Here is an 18899-nt window from a genome sequence, read left to right on the forward strand (position 1 = left end):
CTTTATTGTAGCGCCTCTTTTAGCCTATTTCCTTGTCTCATATCAAAAATAAAAATTCCTGACGGTTTTGGTACGGCCACTTCAAAAGATTTTTTCCACTTTTTCGTATCCATACCGATTACTTTGCTAAGACCGTTATTGGAAACATACAGGAGCGGCTCCTCCTTGCTCCAGCGAACATGCAGCACCATACCTCCAAAATCGAACCGTTTGATGACTTGTAAATCCGTCGTATCAACGATCTGTACAATCGGGAATTTTTTCCCGCTAAATGTCACGGCTAAAAAACGTCTATCAGGGCTCAGTGAGGTAAAAACAGGATTTCCCTCTACCTCTATCGCTTTTATAAAATGAAAATCTTTATCAAAGACAAAGACCTTATTGTCTCCTACTGCCGGTATGAAAAACTTATCTTTCATAATCGACCAGAATCCAAAGTGAGGCACTTTGAGGACCATCGTTCTTTTTTCCAGTTTCAAGGGAACCTGCTTATATTCAAAGGTATCAAGATTCAAAACACCAACGAAGGGTGAGTTAAAAAAACCGACCACGTAAAGATTTTTATTGATCATTGCATCAAATGGAACTTCTCCTGCATTCTGAACGATTTTTACCTTTTGAAAAAATAGTTTTTGGCGAGGAGTACCATACTGATCAAAATAAGTTCGTACGACCTTTTTCATCACCCAGATACTATCACTATCCATTGCCGCAAAAACAAGATAATCTTTATAGGTTTTAATGCCAACATTTCTCGACCCCGTATTGATGGTCTGCAGATGATGCAAATCCCTGTCAAAAATCTCTACCGTTTTGTTTGCATAGTTGGCTACGGCGATGAAATCTTTTGCCAAGGTAAAACCGATAGCACTTTTGCTCGCTTGAACTTCGGCGATCTTTTTTTCATGAATTGGATCAAACTTGATCAAATACCCATCCCGTGTGATCACATAGCCATCATTTTCGATGAACTTCACGACAGCATGATTGAAATTGTGCATATTTTTTATCTCATTTTTTAGCTTATGATTTTCGATAACAGCCAATGCACTGTTTTCACGCTCTACTACAAAAACTTTCTCATGAGCAAAAACCGTTAACACTATACATAAAAAAGCTACAATTATTTTCATACTTCATCCTTTAGAATTGGGAAATAGGAATTAGGAATTGGAGTAGAAAAGATATTGACTAAATAAAGCGAAACAGTTGTAAATTTTAGTGAAGAAAAAGCGTTAAAAAAAGTGGATTTTACCCATAGGGCAGCGTAGCTGTTTGCACTTTTTAGCTTTTTTGTAGCGTTATAAAATTTACACTCTTGTTGAGCGCATTTAGTCACTGCCTTAAAAATACTCATTCCTTATTCCTTATTCCTATTGTACATAACAGCTTGGATCTTCCGCCCACAGATCGCCATGAATCGCCCATGCTCTGGGACGGCTTCCTCCATTGCATATTTCTATCCACTCACAATTTTCACATTTTCCACATATTTTTCTTGGAAACTCTCTAAGTTTTTGTAAAAGTGAATTTTCATTATCTAACCATATGGCATCAAAAGGTTTTTCAAAAATATTGCCGATTCTTTCGGGAAAAAAGGGATCGGGCTTGACATTGCCTTCGCTATCGATATTGACTAGATTTCTTCCTGCACTGTTGCCACCCCATGCAAGGAGTCTTTTTCGTAGTCTCTTTGCAGCTTCAGCATCTTTTTGTTCAAGAGCGTTTAGAAGCATCACTGCATCCATCTCCATATTGCCAGTAACAATGTCGATATCTTTTCCGGTCTCATAATATTCAAAGGCTTTTTGGATGATATAGGTAACCGCCTCTTTTCTTTGCTCTTTCGTTAAATCCATTTTGAGATTATCCAGACCTCTACCACTATACACAAGATGGGAGATGTAGATCTTGTCGATTCCTATTGTTTCAGCCAACTCAAATATATGCTTTAACGCATCGATGGTCTCTTTGGTTATCGTAAAGCGGATGCCAACTCTTCCACCATGCTCATGAATAAGATCGATCGCTTTGAGGCTCATTGCATAACTTCCCTCTAGTCCCCTGAACCTGTCATGAATAGTTTGTGTCCCGTCGATACTGATGCCGATATAGGAGAAGGTATCAATGATACGCTTTACATTGGAGTGATGGATATAAAGGCCGTTGGTAGAGAGGTAAGTGGCAATTCCTTCTTCTCTCATAGCTTCAGCAATATCGAAAATATCTTTTCTCGTCAGCGGCTCTCCACCACTAAAGATCACAAATTTCACCCCACCCTTTTTAAGCTGGGGAATTGTCTGCATGATCTTTTGGGTAGTTAGATGATCCTGGGCTTCAAGTCCAGCTTTAGAATAGCAGTGCAGGCAGCTAAGATTACACCTATTAGTAAAATTCCAGATGGCTATGGCACCATTCAAACGGCGCTGTGGCAGATCTTCGATGGAAGATTTGATCAAATTGCTAAGACGAAACACTACTTATCCTTAAAACTTTTGATGTAATCGACAATACAGCGAAGCTCTTTAGGGCTTAGATGAAAGGCTGGCATAGCATTTCTTGTGTATCCCAAAAATTTATAGGTATTCGCTGGATCGGTTATTTGCGCCATTATCTCTTCATCGCTTCTTTGTTTCGCAATCTGGGCAAATGGCGGCCCAAAAGCCATGGCAGTTTGATGATGACATCCCCAGCACTTCTCTTTAAATATGGAGAGTCCAAAAAGTCTTGGATAGAACTTCCTGTTTTTATTGATGAAGTTGTACTTTCCGACGGGAATGTTTGCCTTGTAGTCCTTGAGCTCTTTAAAAGTATCTGTCTGCCATACAAGAAGGTTGCCATCTGGTTCGTAGATACTCAAATAGGCATACTTTCCATCTCCACTAAACTCGGTATGGATATACCGTTTCCCCTCTCTTGGTACAAGCTTTTTGATCGTGTACTTCTCTTTATCCACAAGTACTAACTGATCGCTTCCGTTATCGACCCAAAGATAATCGCTTTGTGGATGGGTTTTGACAAAAAAACCGTCTCCGCCAACATCGATCTTTTTGACAAGTTTCCACTCATACATTTGCCAGATCGTAATGTAAGGCTTTCTTAGATGTGGGGTGGCAAAGTAAAATTTTCCATCCTTATACCAGTAGGTTGCGCTAAAAAGGTGGGGCATACCCTCGATATGTGCCATAAACACTTCTTTAAGACTATGTATGTCATAGACTCTCAAATCTTTTCCATGCCTTGTGGTTCCGATGATGTACTCTTCAAAGGGATCGATGAAAAAGTCTTCGATCGGCTTATCTAATGTATAAGAAGTAAATTGAAGCGTTTTTGTATTCACTTTATAAAGCTTCGGGCTATTTCGAAGTGTAAAAATAGCTTCATCTTTGCTGTACAACTCATACAGAGCACTTATTTTTCCCTTCACATCATACATTTTGACAGGAGTTAAATCTTTTCTTTCAAATACCACTACCCGCTCCGGCAATAAACAGGTAGCAAAGAGATATTTTGCATCACGGCTTAAAGAGATATTTCTTAGATTCACACATGCTCTGATTTTCTCTTCCAATCTTCCATTTTCCAAACTGTAATGGCCGATCCATCCATCTCGTGTAGGAACATAAAAGTTTTTTCCATCGAGAGTATATTTGAGACCGCCATGCACATTTTTGAAAGTAAACTTATCTAAAACTTTTTCATCTTCCATCACCCAGACCCTGTTAGCTCCTCGTTCTACGACCAACGTGACATTTTCTATATTTTTGATACCCAGATTTTTTTTAGAACTGGAGAATACCGTTTTGCTTTGCACGATATTCTCTTTTGACCAGGTGATGTTTTTCGCAGGTGTTCTGAGATAGCGGATAATGGCTTCGATCTCTCGATTACTCAAAAAAGAAAATTTTGGCATCAAAGTCTGTGGGAGAGAATTTTTAATGATGTTATGAAGTCTTTTATCGCTTATTCTCTTGATAAATTGTGGCAACAGGGGTGGTGCAGAAACGCCTTCTCTGTTTTTCCCGTGACACACAGCACAATATTTTTGATAACTATCGTACCCATTTTTTTGAAAGTTTTTTGCCTCAAGCTCATGGATCAATTGTGAAGCGGGTAAAAAAGTGAGCAAAAAAAGCAGCAATACAATCTGTTTCATGACAACTCCTCTATGAGGAGCAAGAACTACCAAGAACTCTTGGCACTTCTCACTCATCGATATTATAACACTGCAAGATTAGCCGGGCCTTAGCCCGGGCAATCTTAGTAGATGTCGTATTTCGTGTTGAAGACGTTGAATTTTCCTGTTGGAGTTCGTACCCAATCTCCTGTGATCGCTTTTTTGAGTTTGAGTTTTTCAGCATCGTATACCAAGATCGCACTTGGAACGAGTTTGTTCCCCCAAACACTGACCCAAAATTCATCACCGTCTTTGTTGAATTCGATATGAACAGGACCTCTTGGTTTAACTTTGATTTTTTTGCCATTGACCGTAACGGTATGCTCTTTGACAAACTTTTTAGGTACCTTGATTGTTTTGACGACTTTGAGTTTGTTCTTGTCAATAACATAGAGTTGTGTTTGCAGTTTTCTGTCAGGATTGACAGGTCTATCTGCAATGATATATTTACACGCTGGGTGTGTTTTGACAAAAAGGTTACCACCACCATTTCCAGGAAGTTTAATATCAGCAACGACTCGCCATGCATATTGCGGATGGTATGTTGGATCTGTTCCGATACAAACCACATCGTTACTACCGATATGTCCTGTACACCAGATTGGGCCATATTTTGGATGGCTCACATTCGCACCACGCCCTGGATGCGGTTTTGTTCCACCTGTCGGAATGATTGCAGCGATCTCACCATCTTTCGTATCCACTGCGACAACTTTATTTCTCGCGTTTGCTGCAACGAGGAAGTATCGTTTAGTCAGGTCCCAACCACCATCATGCAGATACCGTTCCGCCATCAGCATATGGATCTTAGGATCTCTTGGATCAGAATAGTTGTAGAGCCATACCTGGCCGGTCTCTTTGACATTGATAACCCATTCTGGCTTATGGTGGTTCGCAACGATGGAAGCAACTCGAGCCTCTCTTGTAAATTCACCCGTATCGTAAGTATAGCTCGCGGTTGAGACAATTTGAATAGGCTCTAATGTGTCACCTTTGAGCGTTACGATTGATGGTGGCCAGTAACATCCAACTACCGCATACTCATCCTCATACCCTTTTGCCTTAGATGTATCGATACTTCGCGCATCGTTACAGACTCGAATCTCGGCAACGTTTTGCGGTTTTTTCATCCATAAGTCGATAACGCTTGCTTTACCATCCCGTCCTATTGCATACATATATCGGCCAGACTTACTGGTTCGTAGAATATGGGTTGCAAAACCAGATTTCACGATACTGACCAACTCTTTCGTATCACCATCGATAATGGCCACTTTACCCACATCTCTGAGAACAACGCCAAAATAGTTCTCCCAGTTTCTTTTTGTTTCTGGTTTTTTAGGTCTCTTCTCAGGTGGAACCAAGACTTTCCAGGTTTTTTTCATATCCGCCATACTTTTTTCAGGAGGGGAAACTGGTGGGAGCTGGATAAACTTAGCCATCAATGCAGTCTCTTCTTTTGTCATTTCACCACTAGAACCCCAGTTTGGCATCCCTCCCGGGGTACCGTTGTAGATGATGTACTCAAGTGTTTTTGTGCCAATTTGACGAGTCTTTTTAGGAAGAAGGTTTGGTCCCAAAGCCCCTTTTCTCAGCATCCCGTGACATCCTGCACATCGATCGAAATAGATTTGCGTCGCTTTTTTCATCTCTTCAGGGCTCAACTTGATATCTGAAGAGGCTTGTAAAGCACCCACTAATCCAACGGCAAGGAATGCACTGATTCCAATCTTTAGTTTCATCGTTTTCTCCTTTGCAAAGATTACCCCTCTCCCTTTAAAGGAGGCCCGGATTACTCTTCCGGGATATCTCCTCGTTCCATCTTTTTCTTTTCGTCAAAATAGATCCAGATCATCGGTAAGACGATCAACGTATGGAGTGTAATGGTCAATGTCATCGGTCCTTGATTGAGTATGGACCAGAAACTGCAGACCACATCGGTACATGGCTCAAACATAGTTGCTCCTTATATCAATTATATTGAAGTTATTATTAATATTTTCTTATTTAAGCAGCAGCCGCTGCACCACTTGCCTCATACACCTCTTCTGGCTGTTTTTTGGCACATGTCAATAGATCGTATACTAAGAACACATAACCAACGATTACCATCAATCCAGTTGCAAGTCTCCATCCCATACCTTGCACGAACCATTGGTTCGCTTGAGCGACAAAATAGCCTTCCCATGTTCCGCCATACATTCCTCGCTCTACCATAGTTTGCACGTATGCTGAAAGCGTAAGAGCCACTGTCATGAAGAGGACACCTACGGTAATCAATGAAATTGCCCACCATCCAGCTTTTGTCATCTTAAGCTCTTTGAGTCCTGCTTTTCCTTGGATTGCAAGATAAATAGCAGCAATCATAATTGCTACGTATGCACCAAAAAATGCCAAGTGACCATGTGCTGCTGGCCATTGCGTTCCGTGTGTATAGAGATTAATTTGAGGGAGCGTATGCATAAATCCCCAAACACCGGCACCCAAGAAGTTACCAAATGTTTCGACTGTCAACCATGCAAATGCCGGAACGTTTTTGATAGTATTCCCTTTTCCTCGCTCTTTACCCCAGTCATAAAGGACGTGTACGAAAAGACCTACGAGTGGAACTGGCTCAAGTGCACTAAAGAGCGCTCCGATTTCCCACCAATATTCTGGTGTTCCGATCCAGAAATAGTGGTGACCAAGACCCAAAATACCAGATCCAAACATCATGGCTACTTCGATCCATAGCCACATCTCGACCACTTTTCTGTTGGCGTTAAGGGTTTTAATCAAGATATAACCACCAACGGCTGCAACATATACTTCCCAAGTCGCTTCAACCCAGAGGTGAACAACCCACCACCACCAGTATTGATCAACAGCGATATTGTCTGTATAGAACATTCCTGCAAGATACAAACCTGCCAATGCGATTAGGTCTGCCATCAATACAGTCAAAATACCTGATCGCTTACCGCTGATAACCGTTGCATACACGTTGTAGAGAAAAATGAGCACTACTGCAACGATACCAATATCAGCCCATCGTGGTGCTTCGATATATTCACGACCTTCTGTAATCAGCCATGTTGTCATCTCATTACCAGGACCAACTTGGATAAAGAGATAGACCAAAACAACAACAGCAACGGCTGCTGTCAAAACATAAAACGCTAGATTACCAAGTTTGACGCCAACAACTTCTCTGCCGGCTTCATCTGGTAAAAGCCAATATACCGCACCAATCATCGCATATAAAAGCCATACAACAAGTGCATTGATATGCACGATTCTCGCAATGGAAAAATCGAGCGTATTAAACAAAAATCCTGGATACAAAAACTGTATCGCAGCAATCAGCCCAAAAAGAAGCTGGGCACCAAATAGAACTATCGCAACCGTAAAATATTTGAGCGCTAACTTTTGCCCTTCGTAGAGTTGTCCATTATTTCCTTGCATCGACCGCTCCTTTGATTTTTCCAAAGTTTCTCGGGAATCCGTTGGTATCGATTGCAGACATGAATTTCAGATACGCAACAACCGCTTTTGCCTCATCCTCTGTAATGCCAAGATTTGGCATCTTACGCTCATGCATAGCCATAGCTGGAGGGTTTTGTAAAAATTTTGCAATGGCATGCTCTTTACCTCCATATGCAGGAGCAAGAGTATCCCATGTTGGATCGAGCCAAGCTTTTGTCAAATCTGGCGCATAGTAGGCACCGTTTCCTAGAAGCGTATGGCAATCCATACAGTTTTTCGCCTGAATGGTCAGTTTCCCTTTATGGATAAGGGCTCTGGCTTCCTTTTCACTATAATCGTCTCGGCCGAAAAATTTCTCTTTTTCCTCATATTTGCTGTTGCCATTCGCATCCATACCACCTATAATTGGAACTTCATGGCCTCTTTTTCTATTGAGCTGATAGTCGATTTTATAGTTGATGACTACCGGCGATGGTATTCGTTTATCCACTTTGTTTTTAATATCTTGTGCCGTACCCATCTGCATCTGTGCCATTGAATCAAATGTCAAAAATATCAACAGCACTGCAGACACACCCGTAACCCATGTCGCAGATCTACGCCAGAACCTGTTACTGGTCCAAACTGATGGCTTATTGTCCATATCGCCTCCTTCTTAAGATGTAACTTCACTATGCTCGAAACGGTTATGCACCTTTTCGAGTAGAAAATAGACGATGTGTGGAAATATGAGATACCCCACCATCGCACCGATAAGAACCTTTTGCGTATAGGGTTCCACCCGCAGCAGCTCACCTAGATAGTAGATACACGCCACCAATGCACCCCAGGAGAGATATGCCAAGACCATGAAATATTTTTTTACCAATCTCAGCTTCACCAATGTAAAAAAACCTGCATACATCATCCCGAATAGGATTACCCAGGCAGAAATGACGAAGATTGGTAAAAAGTCTTGGCTTGGAATATCGTGCATGTAATACTCCATCGATCCCTCCTAAAAATTAATTTACATTTTTATTGTATGTCTTTTTTTGAACCATTACTTTGATATTGATCAATAAATGTTGAATTTAGTTTTTTAGCTCCATTTAATTTTTGGCAATTTATAATTGTATCTCTTTTTATTGAAAAGGCCAAATTATGGAAAGAATACGCAGTTTCTATCTCTTTAACAATCTCGATGACAAGCAGTTTCAGCGTCTAAAAGAGATTTCCGTTTTAAAACAGTACAAAAAAGGGAGTATCGTTTTTTACGAAGGAGAGATTGCCAAACATCTCATTTTACTGACGAAGGGAATTTTACAAATTTATAAGAGCGATCATAAAGGCAATAAGATCGTATTGCATGTTTTCTATCCGCCAAATTTGATCGCTGAAATCGTCAATTTTGAACAGATTCCCTATCCGGCATCAGGCGAATTCCTTACCGATGGAGAACTTTTATTAATCGATTATAAAATATTTGAGGAAGAGTTTTTAAAAAATCCTGAAATTGCATTTACAATTATCAAGTCGTTGACCAATAAGATTCGCTATCTTGAACATGTCATCACCAACGATCTTGTGTTGAGTTCCACTGCAAGAGTGGCAAAATTTATTTACGAACATGAAGAAGAGTTTATGGATCTGAAAAAAAACGAAATCGCGACACTACTCAATATCACCCCAGAAACCCTCTCTCGCATCATATCAAAATTTAAAAAGCTGGGACTTCTCGAAAAAAATCGCTCTCAATACAGAGTTCTCAAGAAAGAGGAGTTTCGATCTTTCTTTGAATAATTAATCTTTACAGAAGGAGTATTATGAGAATAACATCGATCATTGTCAGTGGTCTACTACTTGGTACAACGCTTTTTGCACATGAACAGGATTCTGTGCATGAATCTGAAAAGCCGTACTACGTTGTTGTCAAAGGTATTCACAACTATGGTGATCGCAACGGAAACGAAAAAGGTGATCATGGTAACGGTATAGGTGTAGATTTGGGCTATCGACTCGGTCACGGTTTTGCGATTGAAATCGATGGAAGTTACGAAAAGACAAAAGTAACTGTTTTCGAGGAGACAGAAACTCTGCGCGAAAATATCAAGTACTGGACAACTTCTCTTGATGTAGCGTATACCTACGAAATGAGTGAATCGTTAGGCATTCTTTTTAAAGTCGGTTATGAGTATGAATATGAAAAAACGGATTCCGAAAATGGTCATGACACCGGACTCGTATATGCCGCAGGTTTTGAGTATGCATTCGATTCGACATGGAAAATATTAGGGGAATACGAAAAATCCACAATCGAAGGGCCAAAAGGGGATATGATTACACTTGGAGTAATGTATAACTTCGATTTATAAAAAGCGAAGGAGGGAATGAAACTGGCAAAACTGATTCTTCCTTCGCTTTCCCCCCGAAGGGGTGAGAGATTAGAGGCCAGCGCTGAATTTATAGTCGAGCTGTACCCAATATTTTGTTACATCTTTTTTCCCAAAAGATGTATCTCCTGCATTGTAATCCGCATATTTAAGAAGTAGTCCCAAGTTTTTGTTGATTTTATAGTTATAGGCAATATCGAGTTCATCACCAAGATCATCATCTCCTGCAGCGTTATTGGTATCTGATGAAAAGCTATGATAAATACCTACAATTTTCCCATATTCTCCAGCGTTATACCCTAGTTTTACGGTAAAATCTTCAAGACCTTCATCTGGTGTACTCAAAAACACATCCGCCCAACCGTTCATTGCATGAAGTGTTGCAAGTGGGGTACTGAATGCCATATCGCCAGAACCTTTGTCACCCAAATGCTCAAATCCCAAACCACCAATAAAACCGTTATAAGAAGCGTCTACAGCCAAATTATAATATTCGGTATCCTGTTTCCTCGTAGGACTGTATAAAGGATCATCGCTATCATCCAGACTTGGATCATCTTGGATTGCATATTCTGCAGTATATCCAACTTTGACGCCACTCAGATCCACTTTCCCTGTCAATCTCAAACCTATATGATCCATAAGGTTTTCTATCATATAGTCATATGCAGTAATAGTGAGTTCTGGCATCACTTTATAGCTTGCATGGAGTAATACACTTCCTGTTGAGAGATGTTTATTTTTTGGGCCATCACCATCAGTAGCAAAAATTCTATTGACATTCCATACATATGCGCCGAGCAAATTGAGGTTTTCTATGCCATTATAGACTACCGCAGCCAAATCATAGGTTTGCGGCATCTGTCTCCAGCCAACGTTACCGATAAATCGATGGTTGTCCAATGTAACCATTTTCCTACCAACAATCGTAGTGAATCCGTTTACGGTATAACTGATATTTGCCTGGGTGACTCGTGTTTGCTCTGGATCTGCCACAACAGGATATCCCGCTTGTTCTGGAGCATAATCATCATTTAAAGCTGTCACATTCATTACCTGAAACTGTGCTCCAAGTCCTTCCACTTCAAAAAGCTGTGCATTGAGTCCAAGGGCCGTTCGAACCGTTACCGCATTTGCTTCCTCACTTATCCCATCTTGATCCACATACTCATATCGCGGTCGCACTTCCAAAGAGACTTTTGGATTGGAGACGATATTTTCCAATGCACTCGCGCTCGCTACGCTGCTCATTCCCGCCGCCAACAACATAGCAGCAGTTATACTTAAGCCAATCTTTCTCATTTTTACTCCTTTTTTGAGGTAAATCTTTTTTTATCATACCTATTATATTTTAAATTTATACTTAAAATAATTGATCTTAATCAAAATTTTCAAGCATGGATCAGATTTTTAATGAGCGCTTCCGGAGTCTCACCCAACTCTTTCGCTTTTTCCAACAGTTTTTTATATGTATCACTATCCATATAACTCACGCAACGTACATTTTCTCCAGCTTCCATACGCATCTGATCATACCTCTTTTGCATTTCGATACGCTTTTCTTTTGGTACCCAACTACGCATCGATTTGTATTCGACGAGTTTTCCATCTTTATATACACCGCTAATCTCTGCGTATACCCAGTAAAACCCCCTATCTTTGCGTAGGTTTTTTACGTAGCCGCTCCAGATTTTCTCCTGTTGTATGGTCTGCCACAAATCTTTAAACACTACTTTGGGCATATCTGGATGTCTAAGGATATTATGAGGTTTTCCAATGAGCTCTTCTGGAGTGTAGCCGCTAATCTTGGCAAATGTCTCGTTTGCATAGGTAATAATCCCTTTCATATCCGTTCGAGAGATGATAAGCTCATCTTTTGGAACTTCGGTCTCGATAAACATATCCCATGTAATATCCATGTATTGCCTTTAGATATACTTCTTCTTCAGATCACCGTGATAGACAATCTGCTCTGCCGGAACATCTTTTTCCAAAATTTCCGGCACGGGGTCTTGAATATCCAGATCTTCTCGTAACGCTTCCAACTCATCCTCGCTATAGGAAAAGACCATTTCTGCACTCAAAACCCCTTCTAAAAACTGTAATGTTTTGAGTTTGTTTATCTCTTCCTCAATGCCATCACCTTCAATAGTCACAATAATATAACCTTTTTCATCCACTATATGAATATCACATACACCACTCTCTTCTATTCTTTTTTTTACACTTTCTACATCCTCGGGATTGCATCTGACAACACAACTACTCACATTCATGGTAACCTCCATTTTTTGATTTCTCCAGTCTCACTACCTGTAAAAACAGTTTTTTCATCCGCAAATCGAACAACATTGACAATGTTTTTATGTCCGACAAGCCGGTAGACAACCTGCATTTGGTTCATATTTAACACCTTTAGGTTATATTTTTCATTGTCTCCATACACTACAAATCTGTTCTTTGGACTCAAACCGACAACATAGATGAAAAAATCTGGATTTTGTATTTTTTTATGACGGTTCTCTTTCCAATAGTATATTGCCAAGGTTTTGTCCGCTCTACTTCCAGCTGCAATCACACCCTCATTGATATCGATGGAGAGAATTTTATCTTTGTTGACATCCTTAATCAGTTTTTTTCTTTGAAGAGTTTTCGCATCAACGACAATGACCTCTCCCCCCTCATCACCGATTGCAACATTTGCTCTTTTTTTATCGATAGCCATAGCGGAGTAAAAGTATTCCCCTGCTTTTGCTCTTTTTACGATAGTATGGTTTTTTATATCATAAAGAACCACTTCATCGCTCATAAGAGTCAAAACGGCATGGTCCATATCCACAAATTTTGCAGCTTTTGCATACAGCCCCAACGATTTATCAAGAACTTTCGCAACTTTTCCATTCTGTACAAAAAAAAGTTCCGCATACCCCTCCTCTGCCTGGGCCAAAAAAAGGATATTGCCATTCAAAACATCGATACTATAAATATCTGCATCATTAAATGTTCCCATAAAATCTTTTATTTTTCGTACTTTATATTCTTGTAATTGCTTTAAGTCCAAATCTAATACGATAACTTTACTTGCATCTGTTGCAACATAAATTTTTGCATTGTCGATTACCATATCAAGGACCGAAGCTTTAATATCGATACCTTTTATAGGCTGAATATTTGACCCGATCAGGGCAATGACAGTTGCCAAAAGAATCAAAAATAATCTCATATCACTCCCACCTTATAGCTTTCGTTGGACAGACTGCCAGACAAAATCCACATCCTGTACATTTTTCATTGATTTCGGGATTAAAAAGACCAACAAAATCGATGGCATTCACTTCACAAATATCTTTGCACATACTGCAAATTGTTTTTTGCCATGCCAAACATCCTAACAGACTCAGTTTTGGAGGCTCTATATTACTTTTATATTTCATATCCAATACGCCACTCTCACATACTTCGGCACATGCATCACAAAATGTACATCCCGACTCAGAAAAATCCAAAGTGGGTTTGTCGTTGCATATCACTATAATATTCTCTTCACATGCTTCAATACAAGGTTTCGACTCACACTCTTTGCATTTTTCAAAGTCGGACACATCGTTATAATAGGGAGGGTATAGGAGCTTTTGCTCCTCTTGTCCCCTCTTTTTTCTCAAAAGTGCAGTGAAAAGTTCTCTTCTTTCCACTATTTTACACCTTCCATCAAGTTTTTATAGAGTTTCGACTTATGCTTCGCATTTGGATCTCGAAAATCTGGTTTAAACGTATTGGCAACAAGCGGTTTTGCATTTGCCTGAGGCGCATGGCACTGAACACAGTTGTATCGCTGTGGAGCAATATCCGCTTTTTTTGCCATAAGAGATAGTCTTTGCTTATATGCCTTCACATCTTCATAGAGCTTTTGCTTGATCAACTTCTCTTTTGTTTTGAAGAAGAAATCTTTAAAATGCGTTGGTGGCAATGGTGTCGCACCCATACTTTTCGCAACATTTGGCATGTGACATCCAAGACATGCGTTGTTATTGAGTGTAATCGGAACCAAACCATCAATACTATGAGGAATCATAGGGGGAGCGTTTTCATAACTCCTTTGAAATCGTTGAGAAGTCCCTGGTGCCGCTTTGCTATATTCCACTTTTGGTGGAACACCTTTACTACCGTAACTCAATTCGTGCTCACTCACCACTTTTTGTGAAGCCGCTCCACAGCCAGCTGCCAAAAAGATAGCTACTGCTGCAGATACTCCTACCAATTTTTTCAGTTTCATCTCACTCTCCTTTTTTCACAAAATCACGAATTCCAAAATGGAGTGCATCATCATCGCACACTTCCACGCATCGACCACACAGTGTGCATTCACCCATATCAACCATTTGGCTCTTTTTCCCTATCATATAAAGCACCTCTTTTTCTGGGCACACCTCTTTACACTTCATACAAAGTGTACAGTTAGGCTGTATATGTTTTACCCGAAAAAGATTGTACCTTCCAATGAGAGAATAGAAACCGCCCAATGGACAGATATGGCCACACCAACCATTTTTTAGTATGAACAGATCAAACAAAAATATGGTAACAATCGCCGCCCATCCAAAACCCATACCAAAGATGATGCCTCGATGGGTAATAGAGACTGGACTTACAAGCTCAAAGGCCGCGGTACCAAGGATAAAGGAAAGAATAAAACTAAGTCCCATAACCCAATACCGGATATTTCTGCTTGCCCACCACTTCTTTTCAAATTTGTCAAGATTCCATTTTCGCCTCAAGTAATTGGCTAGGTCTGTTACCATATTGACAGGACATACATAGCTACAAAAAGCACGCCCTCCAAGCAGTGCATAGAAAACGGCTATAATCACTGCACCGATCAGTGCATCCATCGCGACTATTGCACCTGTGGAAAAGATCTGCAAAACCGCATAAGGATCCGCCAAAGGAATGGTGTCAAACAGTTTTGAGGAGCTGAGGTTTCCTTGCAAAATCTTCCAACCCCAATAGTTTCCTCCGACATAAAGCACTAAAAGTGCAATTTGCGTGAAGCGTCTTAAGATCAAAAAGCGGTATTTGTTCCATATATTACTCAAGGTTCAATCCTTCATTCAGTGATTCAATAGCACTTTTTTTGCTTCTTGGTGTAACAGTTGTCTTAATACCGCTACTTCCTTTGAGTCTCGCTTCATCGCTTTTTTCCCATCCTTTGACGTAGTGCTCCCCAACTTTCCCAAGAGCTACATCGCGTGGCAACACTTTTATAGCTGCAATTTCTGTCACACATGCGTGCTCGCAAAGTCCACATCCTGTGCAGTAGTCCGGATCGACTACAGGTAACAGTTTCGCATGTTTTCCCGTTCTCTCATTGCGACGCATTTCCATATAGATAGCTTTATCCAACAAAGGACACGCTCTATAACATGCGTCACACTGTATTCCCCAGTAGGCAATACAATCTTTTATATCGACAATGGCCACACCCATTCGCATCAATGTAATGTCAAAGACCTGTTGGCCATCTTGCTCTTTCGTAACGCTTTTTATATCCAAAGCGCCCGTTGGACAAGGTGGCACACAAGGGATATCATCACACATATAGCAAGGAATATCCCTTGGAATATAGTATGGCGTGCCAAGAGGTTTATTGTCTCCTGGTTTTGCCAGCATCAAAGTATCGTACGGGCAGGCTTCCACACAAAGCCCGCACTTGATACAAAGACTCATAAAATCTTGCTCTTTTCTTGCTCCAGGAGGCCTGAGAATCAGGGGAGCCGCTTTTGCTTCTTCCACATAGGCGCTCCAAAGAAATCCTCCTGTTGCAGCTATGGCTACATTTTGTGCCATCGAAACTAAAAAGGCACGTCGGTTTTTATCCATATCCCCTCCCCTTTACTATCAAGCCTTATAGATTTTGACTGCACATTTTTTATAGTCGGTTTGCTTAGAGATTGGACAGGTTGCATCCAATGTTACAAGGTTGATATATACCCGCTCATCAAACCATGGTACGAACACGAGTCCTCGAGGTGGTCGGTTACGACCCCTAGTCTCAACTCTTGCTTTACATTTACCACGGCGACTCTCAATTACAACTAAATCACCTCGTTTGACACCTCGTTTTTTCGCATCTTCTGGATGCATGTAACAAAGCGCTTCTGGAACCGCTCGGTAGAGTTCTGGTACCCTCATAGTCATCGTACCACTGTGCCAATGCTCAAGCACACGTCCGGTACAGAGCCATGTATCATATTCGTTGTCTGGTACTTCAGGTGGCTCCATGTAAGGTCGTGCAAATATTTTCGCTTTGTTCGGCAAATGGATTTTCGGTTTATTTTTATCAGGTCCGGTCAGACTTCCTTGTGGGATCACTTTGAGTGCATGACCATAGAATGCAAACTCACCTTTTACATGACCAAGCTCTTTTTCTCGTTTTGCATATGGATCGTAATTGACATTGAATCGCCATGGTGTATCTTTACCGTTGACAACCGGCCATCGAAGACCCCGTACTTTATGGTATACATCAAATGGCGCATAGTCGTGACCTCTTCCTTCACCAAATTTTCTGTACTCTTCCCAAAGCGCTTTTTGGATAAAAAAGCCATATCCTTTCCACGGTTTTCCATCAGCTCCTATGACATTTCGTTTATCACCTTCAGCTTCAGTATTTAAGAAACCTTCTCCAATTGGGTCAGGCCATTTGAAGCTTCTGTAGTAGTCGTTCGCAAAAAGAACATCAAATAGCGTATCATCTTCGCTGTATCCCATCTTTTTCGCTTCATCAAGCACATTTGGCAGTACCGTTCCGTCAGGAAGTTTCCACTCTTTCCAAACATCTTTGAGTTTGAATCGTTTCGCAAATTCTGTATATTGCCAAATGTCCGGCATCGCATCACCAACAGGTGTTACTTGCTGTCTCCAGTGCTGTGTTCGGCGTTCAGCGTTACCGTATGCACCCCACTTTTCATAGATCATCGCACTCGGCAAGATCAAATCCGCAACTTTCGCACTGATACCTGGATACCCGTCACTCACTACGATAAAGTTGTCCATATCACGCGCTGCTTTGATCCAGTGGTTCGCATTCGCCGTATCTTGCCATGGGTTACATACATGTACCCAAGCAAATTTGATCTTGCCATCTTCAAGATCTCGCATAATTTTTACGATATGACTTCCAACTTTCGGATTGATTGTACCTTTTGGAAGTTTCCAGATTTTCTCAGCAATAGCTCTATGTTTTGGATTGAAAACGACCATGTCTGCTGGAAGTCTGTGTGCAAATGTACCAACCTCACGTGCAGTACCACACGCACTTGGTTGTCCAGTTAGAGAGAATGCTCCACTTCCAGGCAATGCTTGTTTACCAAGCAAGAAATGTACAACATAGCTCAATTCATTATCCCAGGTTCCTCTGGTATGCTGGTTCATACCCATTGTCCAGAAACTTACAACTTTTCTACCTTTTTCTACATAAAGGTCTTTAAGTCTTTGTAGTTTTGCTTTGAAGCTCTCTAAACTTTCATCTGGATCACCCTTGGCAACTTTTGCTACATAATCGAGGGTATATGGCTCTAACGATTTTTTGAACTCTTCAAAGCTGATTGCCCAGTGCTTTCCAGCAGCTTTGACATGCTTCATTTTCATAACATCGGCATTGCCATATCCAAATGGTGCAAGGGCTCTTTTCTCATCTTCAGAGAGTTTTTTATGATCTTGATGCCATACTGTTTGCATCTCTTTTTTGCTGTATCCAAGTTCTTCGGCACGTTTTGGATTTCGCATACCATAGCCGATATCCGGATATCCTGTAGCAAATACGCAGTACTCTTTTACAAAGTTCCAATCAATCGCATCTGGATGATCATAAACGATGCTTCTTGCGATATAGTTCCAAATAGCGAGGTCTGTATTTGGTTTAAAGATGATTACGTCATCTGCCAAATCACAGCTTCTGTGCGTATAGGTAGAAAGTACGACAACCTTCACTTTATTTGGATCTGAGAGTTTTCTATCGGTACATCGTGCCCACAAAATCGGGTGCATCTCTGCCATATTGGATCCCCAAAGCACGATGGTATCAGTAAGTTCTATATCATCATAACATCCAGCAGGCTCATCGATACCGAATGTCTGGATAAATCCTGCAACGGCACTTGCCATACAGTGTCGGGCATTTGGATCGATGTTGTTACTACGAAAGCCTGCTTTCATCAGTTTTGCAGCGGCATACCCTTCCATAACCGTATACTGACCGGATCCAAAAAATGCAACACCGGTTGGACCTAATTCATTGTATGCTTTTCTAAACTGCTTCTCCATCTCATCGAAAGCTCGTTTCCAACTTACAGGTCTGAATTTCCCTTTTTTATCAAATTCCCCTTTGTCATTCATTCGAAGGAGTGGGGTTTTGAGTCTATCTGCTCCATACATGATTTTAGCGGTGAAATACCCTTTGATACAGTTAAGCCCTCTGTTTACCGGTGCAAGCGGATCCCCTTTTACTGCAACGATACGATCATCTTTCGTTGCAATCATAATCCCACATCCAGTACCACAGAAACGGCATACCGCTTTATCCCAGCGCCATCCTTTTTGTGCTTCCTTGGAAGCCGCTTCAACTTCTTTTGGAACACTCAGTCCCACTGCACTCGCAGCTGCCGCAGCAGCGCTACTCTTGAGAAAATCCCTTCTACTCAGTGCCATGTATGCCTCCTCTTATCTTGCTAATAAGCAAAGATTAATTTCATAACATAATTATTGTACCTCGATAACCTTAAGTGAATATTGATATAAATCAAAATTAATAAAAAAAATTAAGATAATTTTTGTCTTATTTTGATTTTGGTCAATTTTTTTAAATCGAAATTTTTGTATGATAAAAA

General features: G+C 40.7%; 20 protein-coding genes. 2 read left to right on the forward strand and 18 right to left on the reverse strand.

Annotation, left to right across the window (positions count from 1 at the left end; translation table 11 throughout):
- Positions 1-2 precede the first annotated feature (2 nt).
- The 9 genes from NIS_RS09520 to NIS_RS09555 form a co-directional block, all read right to left on the reverse strand.
- On the reverse strand, positions 3-1133 hold the full coding sequence (locus NIS_RS09520; RefSeq protein ID WP_012083159.1) for a cytochrome D1 domain-containing protein: 1131 nt from the start codon (positions 1131-1133) through the stop codon (positions 3-5).
- The gene (locus NIS_RS09525) at positions 1130-1357 is read right to left on the reverse strand and encodes a hypothetical protein (protein ID WP_041354081.1); all 228 of its coding nucleotides are present in this window, start codon (positions 1355-1357) and stop codon (positions 1130-1132) included. The genes NIS_RS09520 and NIS_RS09525 overlap by 4 nt, the downstream gene beginning before the upstream one ends.
- Positions 1358-1373: 16 nt before the next feature.
- The gene (locus NIS_RS09530) at positions 1374-2477 is read right to left on the reverse strand and encodes a radical SAM/SPASM domain-containing protein (protein ID WP_012083160.1); all 1104 of its coding nucleotides are present in this window, start codon (positions 2475-2477) and stop codon (positions 1374-1376) included.
- Positions 2477-4156, reverse strand: a complete 1680-nt coding sequence (locus NIS_RS09535) for a cytochrome D1 domain-containing protein (RefSeq protein ID WP_012083161.1) — start codon at positions 4154-4156, stop codon at positions 2477-2479. Before NIS_RS09535 ends, NIS_RS09530 begins: the two co-directional genes overlap by 1 nt.
- A gap of 104 nt (positions 4157-4260) precedes the next feature.
- Complete coding sequence (locus NIS_RS09540; RefSeq protein ID WP_012083162.1) at positions 4261-5919, reverse strand: cytochrome D1 domain-containing protein; 1659 nt, start codon at positions 5917-5919, stop codon at positions 4261-4263.
- Between the two features lie 50 nt (positions 5920-5969).
- Positions 5970-6134 (reverse strand): hypothetical protein, encoded by a 165-nt coding sequence (locus NIS_RS10305; protein WP_173026298.1) that lies wholly within the window; start codon positions 6132-6134, stop codon positions 5970-5972.
- A 50-nt stretch (positions 6135-6184) separates the two neighbouring features.
- Positions 6185-7621: a cbb3-type cytochrome c oxidase subunit I gene (locus tag NIS_RS09545; RefSeq protein WP_041354082.1), complete on the reverse strand. Its 1437-nt coding sequence runs from the start codon at positions 7619-7621 to the stop codon at positions 6185-6187.
- Positions 7608-8285, reverse strand: a complete 678-nt coding sequence (locus tag NIS_RS09550; RefSeq protein ID WP_012083164.1) for a c-type cytochrome — start codon at positions 8283-8285, stop codon at positions 7608-7610. The genes NIS_RS09545 and NIS_RS09550 overlap by 14 nt, the downstream gene beginning before the upstream one ends.
- Before the next feature lie 12 nt (positions 8286-8297).
- On the reverse strand, positions 8298-8630 hold the full coding sequence (locus tag NIS_RS09555; protein WP_012083165.1) for a hypothetical protein: 333 nt from the start codon (positions 8628-8630) through the stop codon (positions 8298-8300).
- Positions 8631-8785: 155 nt separating this feature from the next.
- On the opposite strand from NIS_RS09555, the gene NIS_RS09560 reads away from it, so the two are divergent.
- Positions 8786-9424, forward strand: a complete 639-nt coding sequence (locus NIS_RS09560) for a Crp/Fnr family transcriptional regulator (RefSeq protein WP_012083166.1) — start codon at positions 8786-8788, stop codon at positions 9422-9424.
- A gap of 23 nt (positions 9425-9447) precedes the next feature.
- The gene (locus NIS_RS09565) at positions 9448-9996 is read left to right on the forward strand and encodes a porin family protein (protein WP_012083167.1); all 549 of its coding nucleotides are present in this window, start codon (positions 9448-9450) and stop codon (positions 9994-9996) included.
- Between the two features lie 69 nt (positions 9997-10065).
- On the opposite strand, the gene NIS_RS10115 is transcribed toward NIS_RS09565, so the two are convergent.
- The 9 genes from NIS_RS10115 to napA form a co-directional block, all read right to left on the reverse strand.
- Positions 10066-11316, reverse strand: coding sequence for a hypothetical protein (locus NIS_RS10115; RefSeq protein WP_012083168.1), 1251 nt, complete (start codon positions 11314-11316; stop codon positions 10066-10068).
- Positions 11317-11405: 89 nt separating this feature from the next.
- A complete protein-coding gene (locus tag NIS_RS09575; protein ID WP_012083169.1) occupies positions 11406-11933 on the reverse strand; it encodes a PAS domain-containing protein in 528 nt (175 codons plus the stop codon).
- A gap of 9 nt (positions 11934-11942) precedes the next feature.
- On the reverse strand, positions 11943-12290 hold the full coding sequence (locus NIS_RS09580) for a chaperone NapD (RefSeq protein WP_012083170.1): 348 nt from the start codon (positions 12288-12290) through the stop codon (positions 11943-11945).
- A complete protein-coding gene (locus NIS_RS09585) occupies positions 12287-13237 on the reverse strand; it encodes a WD40 repeat domain-containing protein (RefSeq protein ID WP_012083171.1) in 951 nt (316 codons plus the stop codon). The genes NIS_RS09580 and NIS_RS09585 overlap by 4 nt, the downstream gene beginning before the upstream one ends.
- Before the next feature lies 1 nt (position 13238).
- The gene (locus NIS_RS09590; protein ID WP_012083172.1) at positions 13239-13706 is read right to left on the reverse strand and encodes a 4Fe-4S binding protein; all 468 of its coding nucleotides are present in this window, start codon (positions 13704-13706) and stop codon (positions 13239-13241) included.
- On the reverse strand, positions 13706-14287 hold the full coding sequence (locus NIS_RS09595) for a nitrate reductase cytochrome c-type subunit (RefSeq protein WP_012083173.1): 582 nt from the start codon (positions 14285-14287) through the stop codon (positions 13706-13708). The genes NIS_RS09590 and NIS_RS09595 overlap by 1 nt, the downstream gene beginning before the upstream one ends.
- 1 nt (position 14288) lies before the next feature.
- The gene (gene napH, locus NIS_RS09600; protein WP_041354395.1) at positions 14289-15098 is read right to left on the reverse strand and encodes a quinol dehydrogenase ferredoxin subunit NapH; all 810 of its coding nucleotides are present in this window, start codon (positions 15096-15098) and stop codon (positions 14289-14291) included.
- Between the two features lies 1 nt (position 15099).
- Positions 15100-15891 carry a ferredoxin-type protein NapG gene (gene napG, locus NIS_RS09605; RefSeq protein WP_012083175.1) on the reverse strand — a complete coding sequence of 264 codons (792 nt, stop codon included), beginning with the start codon at positions 15889-15891 and terminating at the stop codon, positions 15100-15102.
- Positions 15892-15909: 18 nt separating this feature from the next.
- Entirely contained in the window at positions 15910-18720 is a 2811-nt protein-coding gene (napA, locus tag NIS_RS09610; RefSeq protein WP_012083176.1) for a nitrate reductase catalytic subunit NapA, read from the reverse strand.
- Positions 18721-18899: the final 179 nt, after the last annotated feature.

Origin of the sequence: Nitratiruptor sp. SB155-2, from assembly GCF_000010325.1 — a bacterium.
GTDB lineage: Bacteria > Campylobacterota > Campylobacteria > Campylobacterales > Nitratiruptoraceae > Nitratiruptor.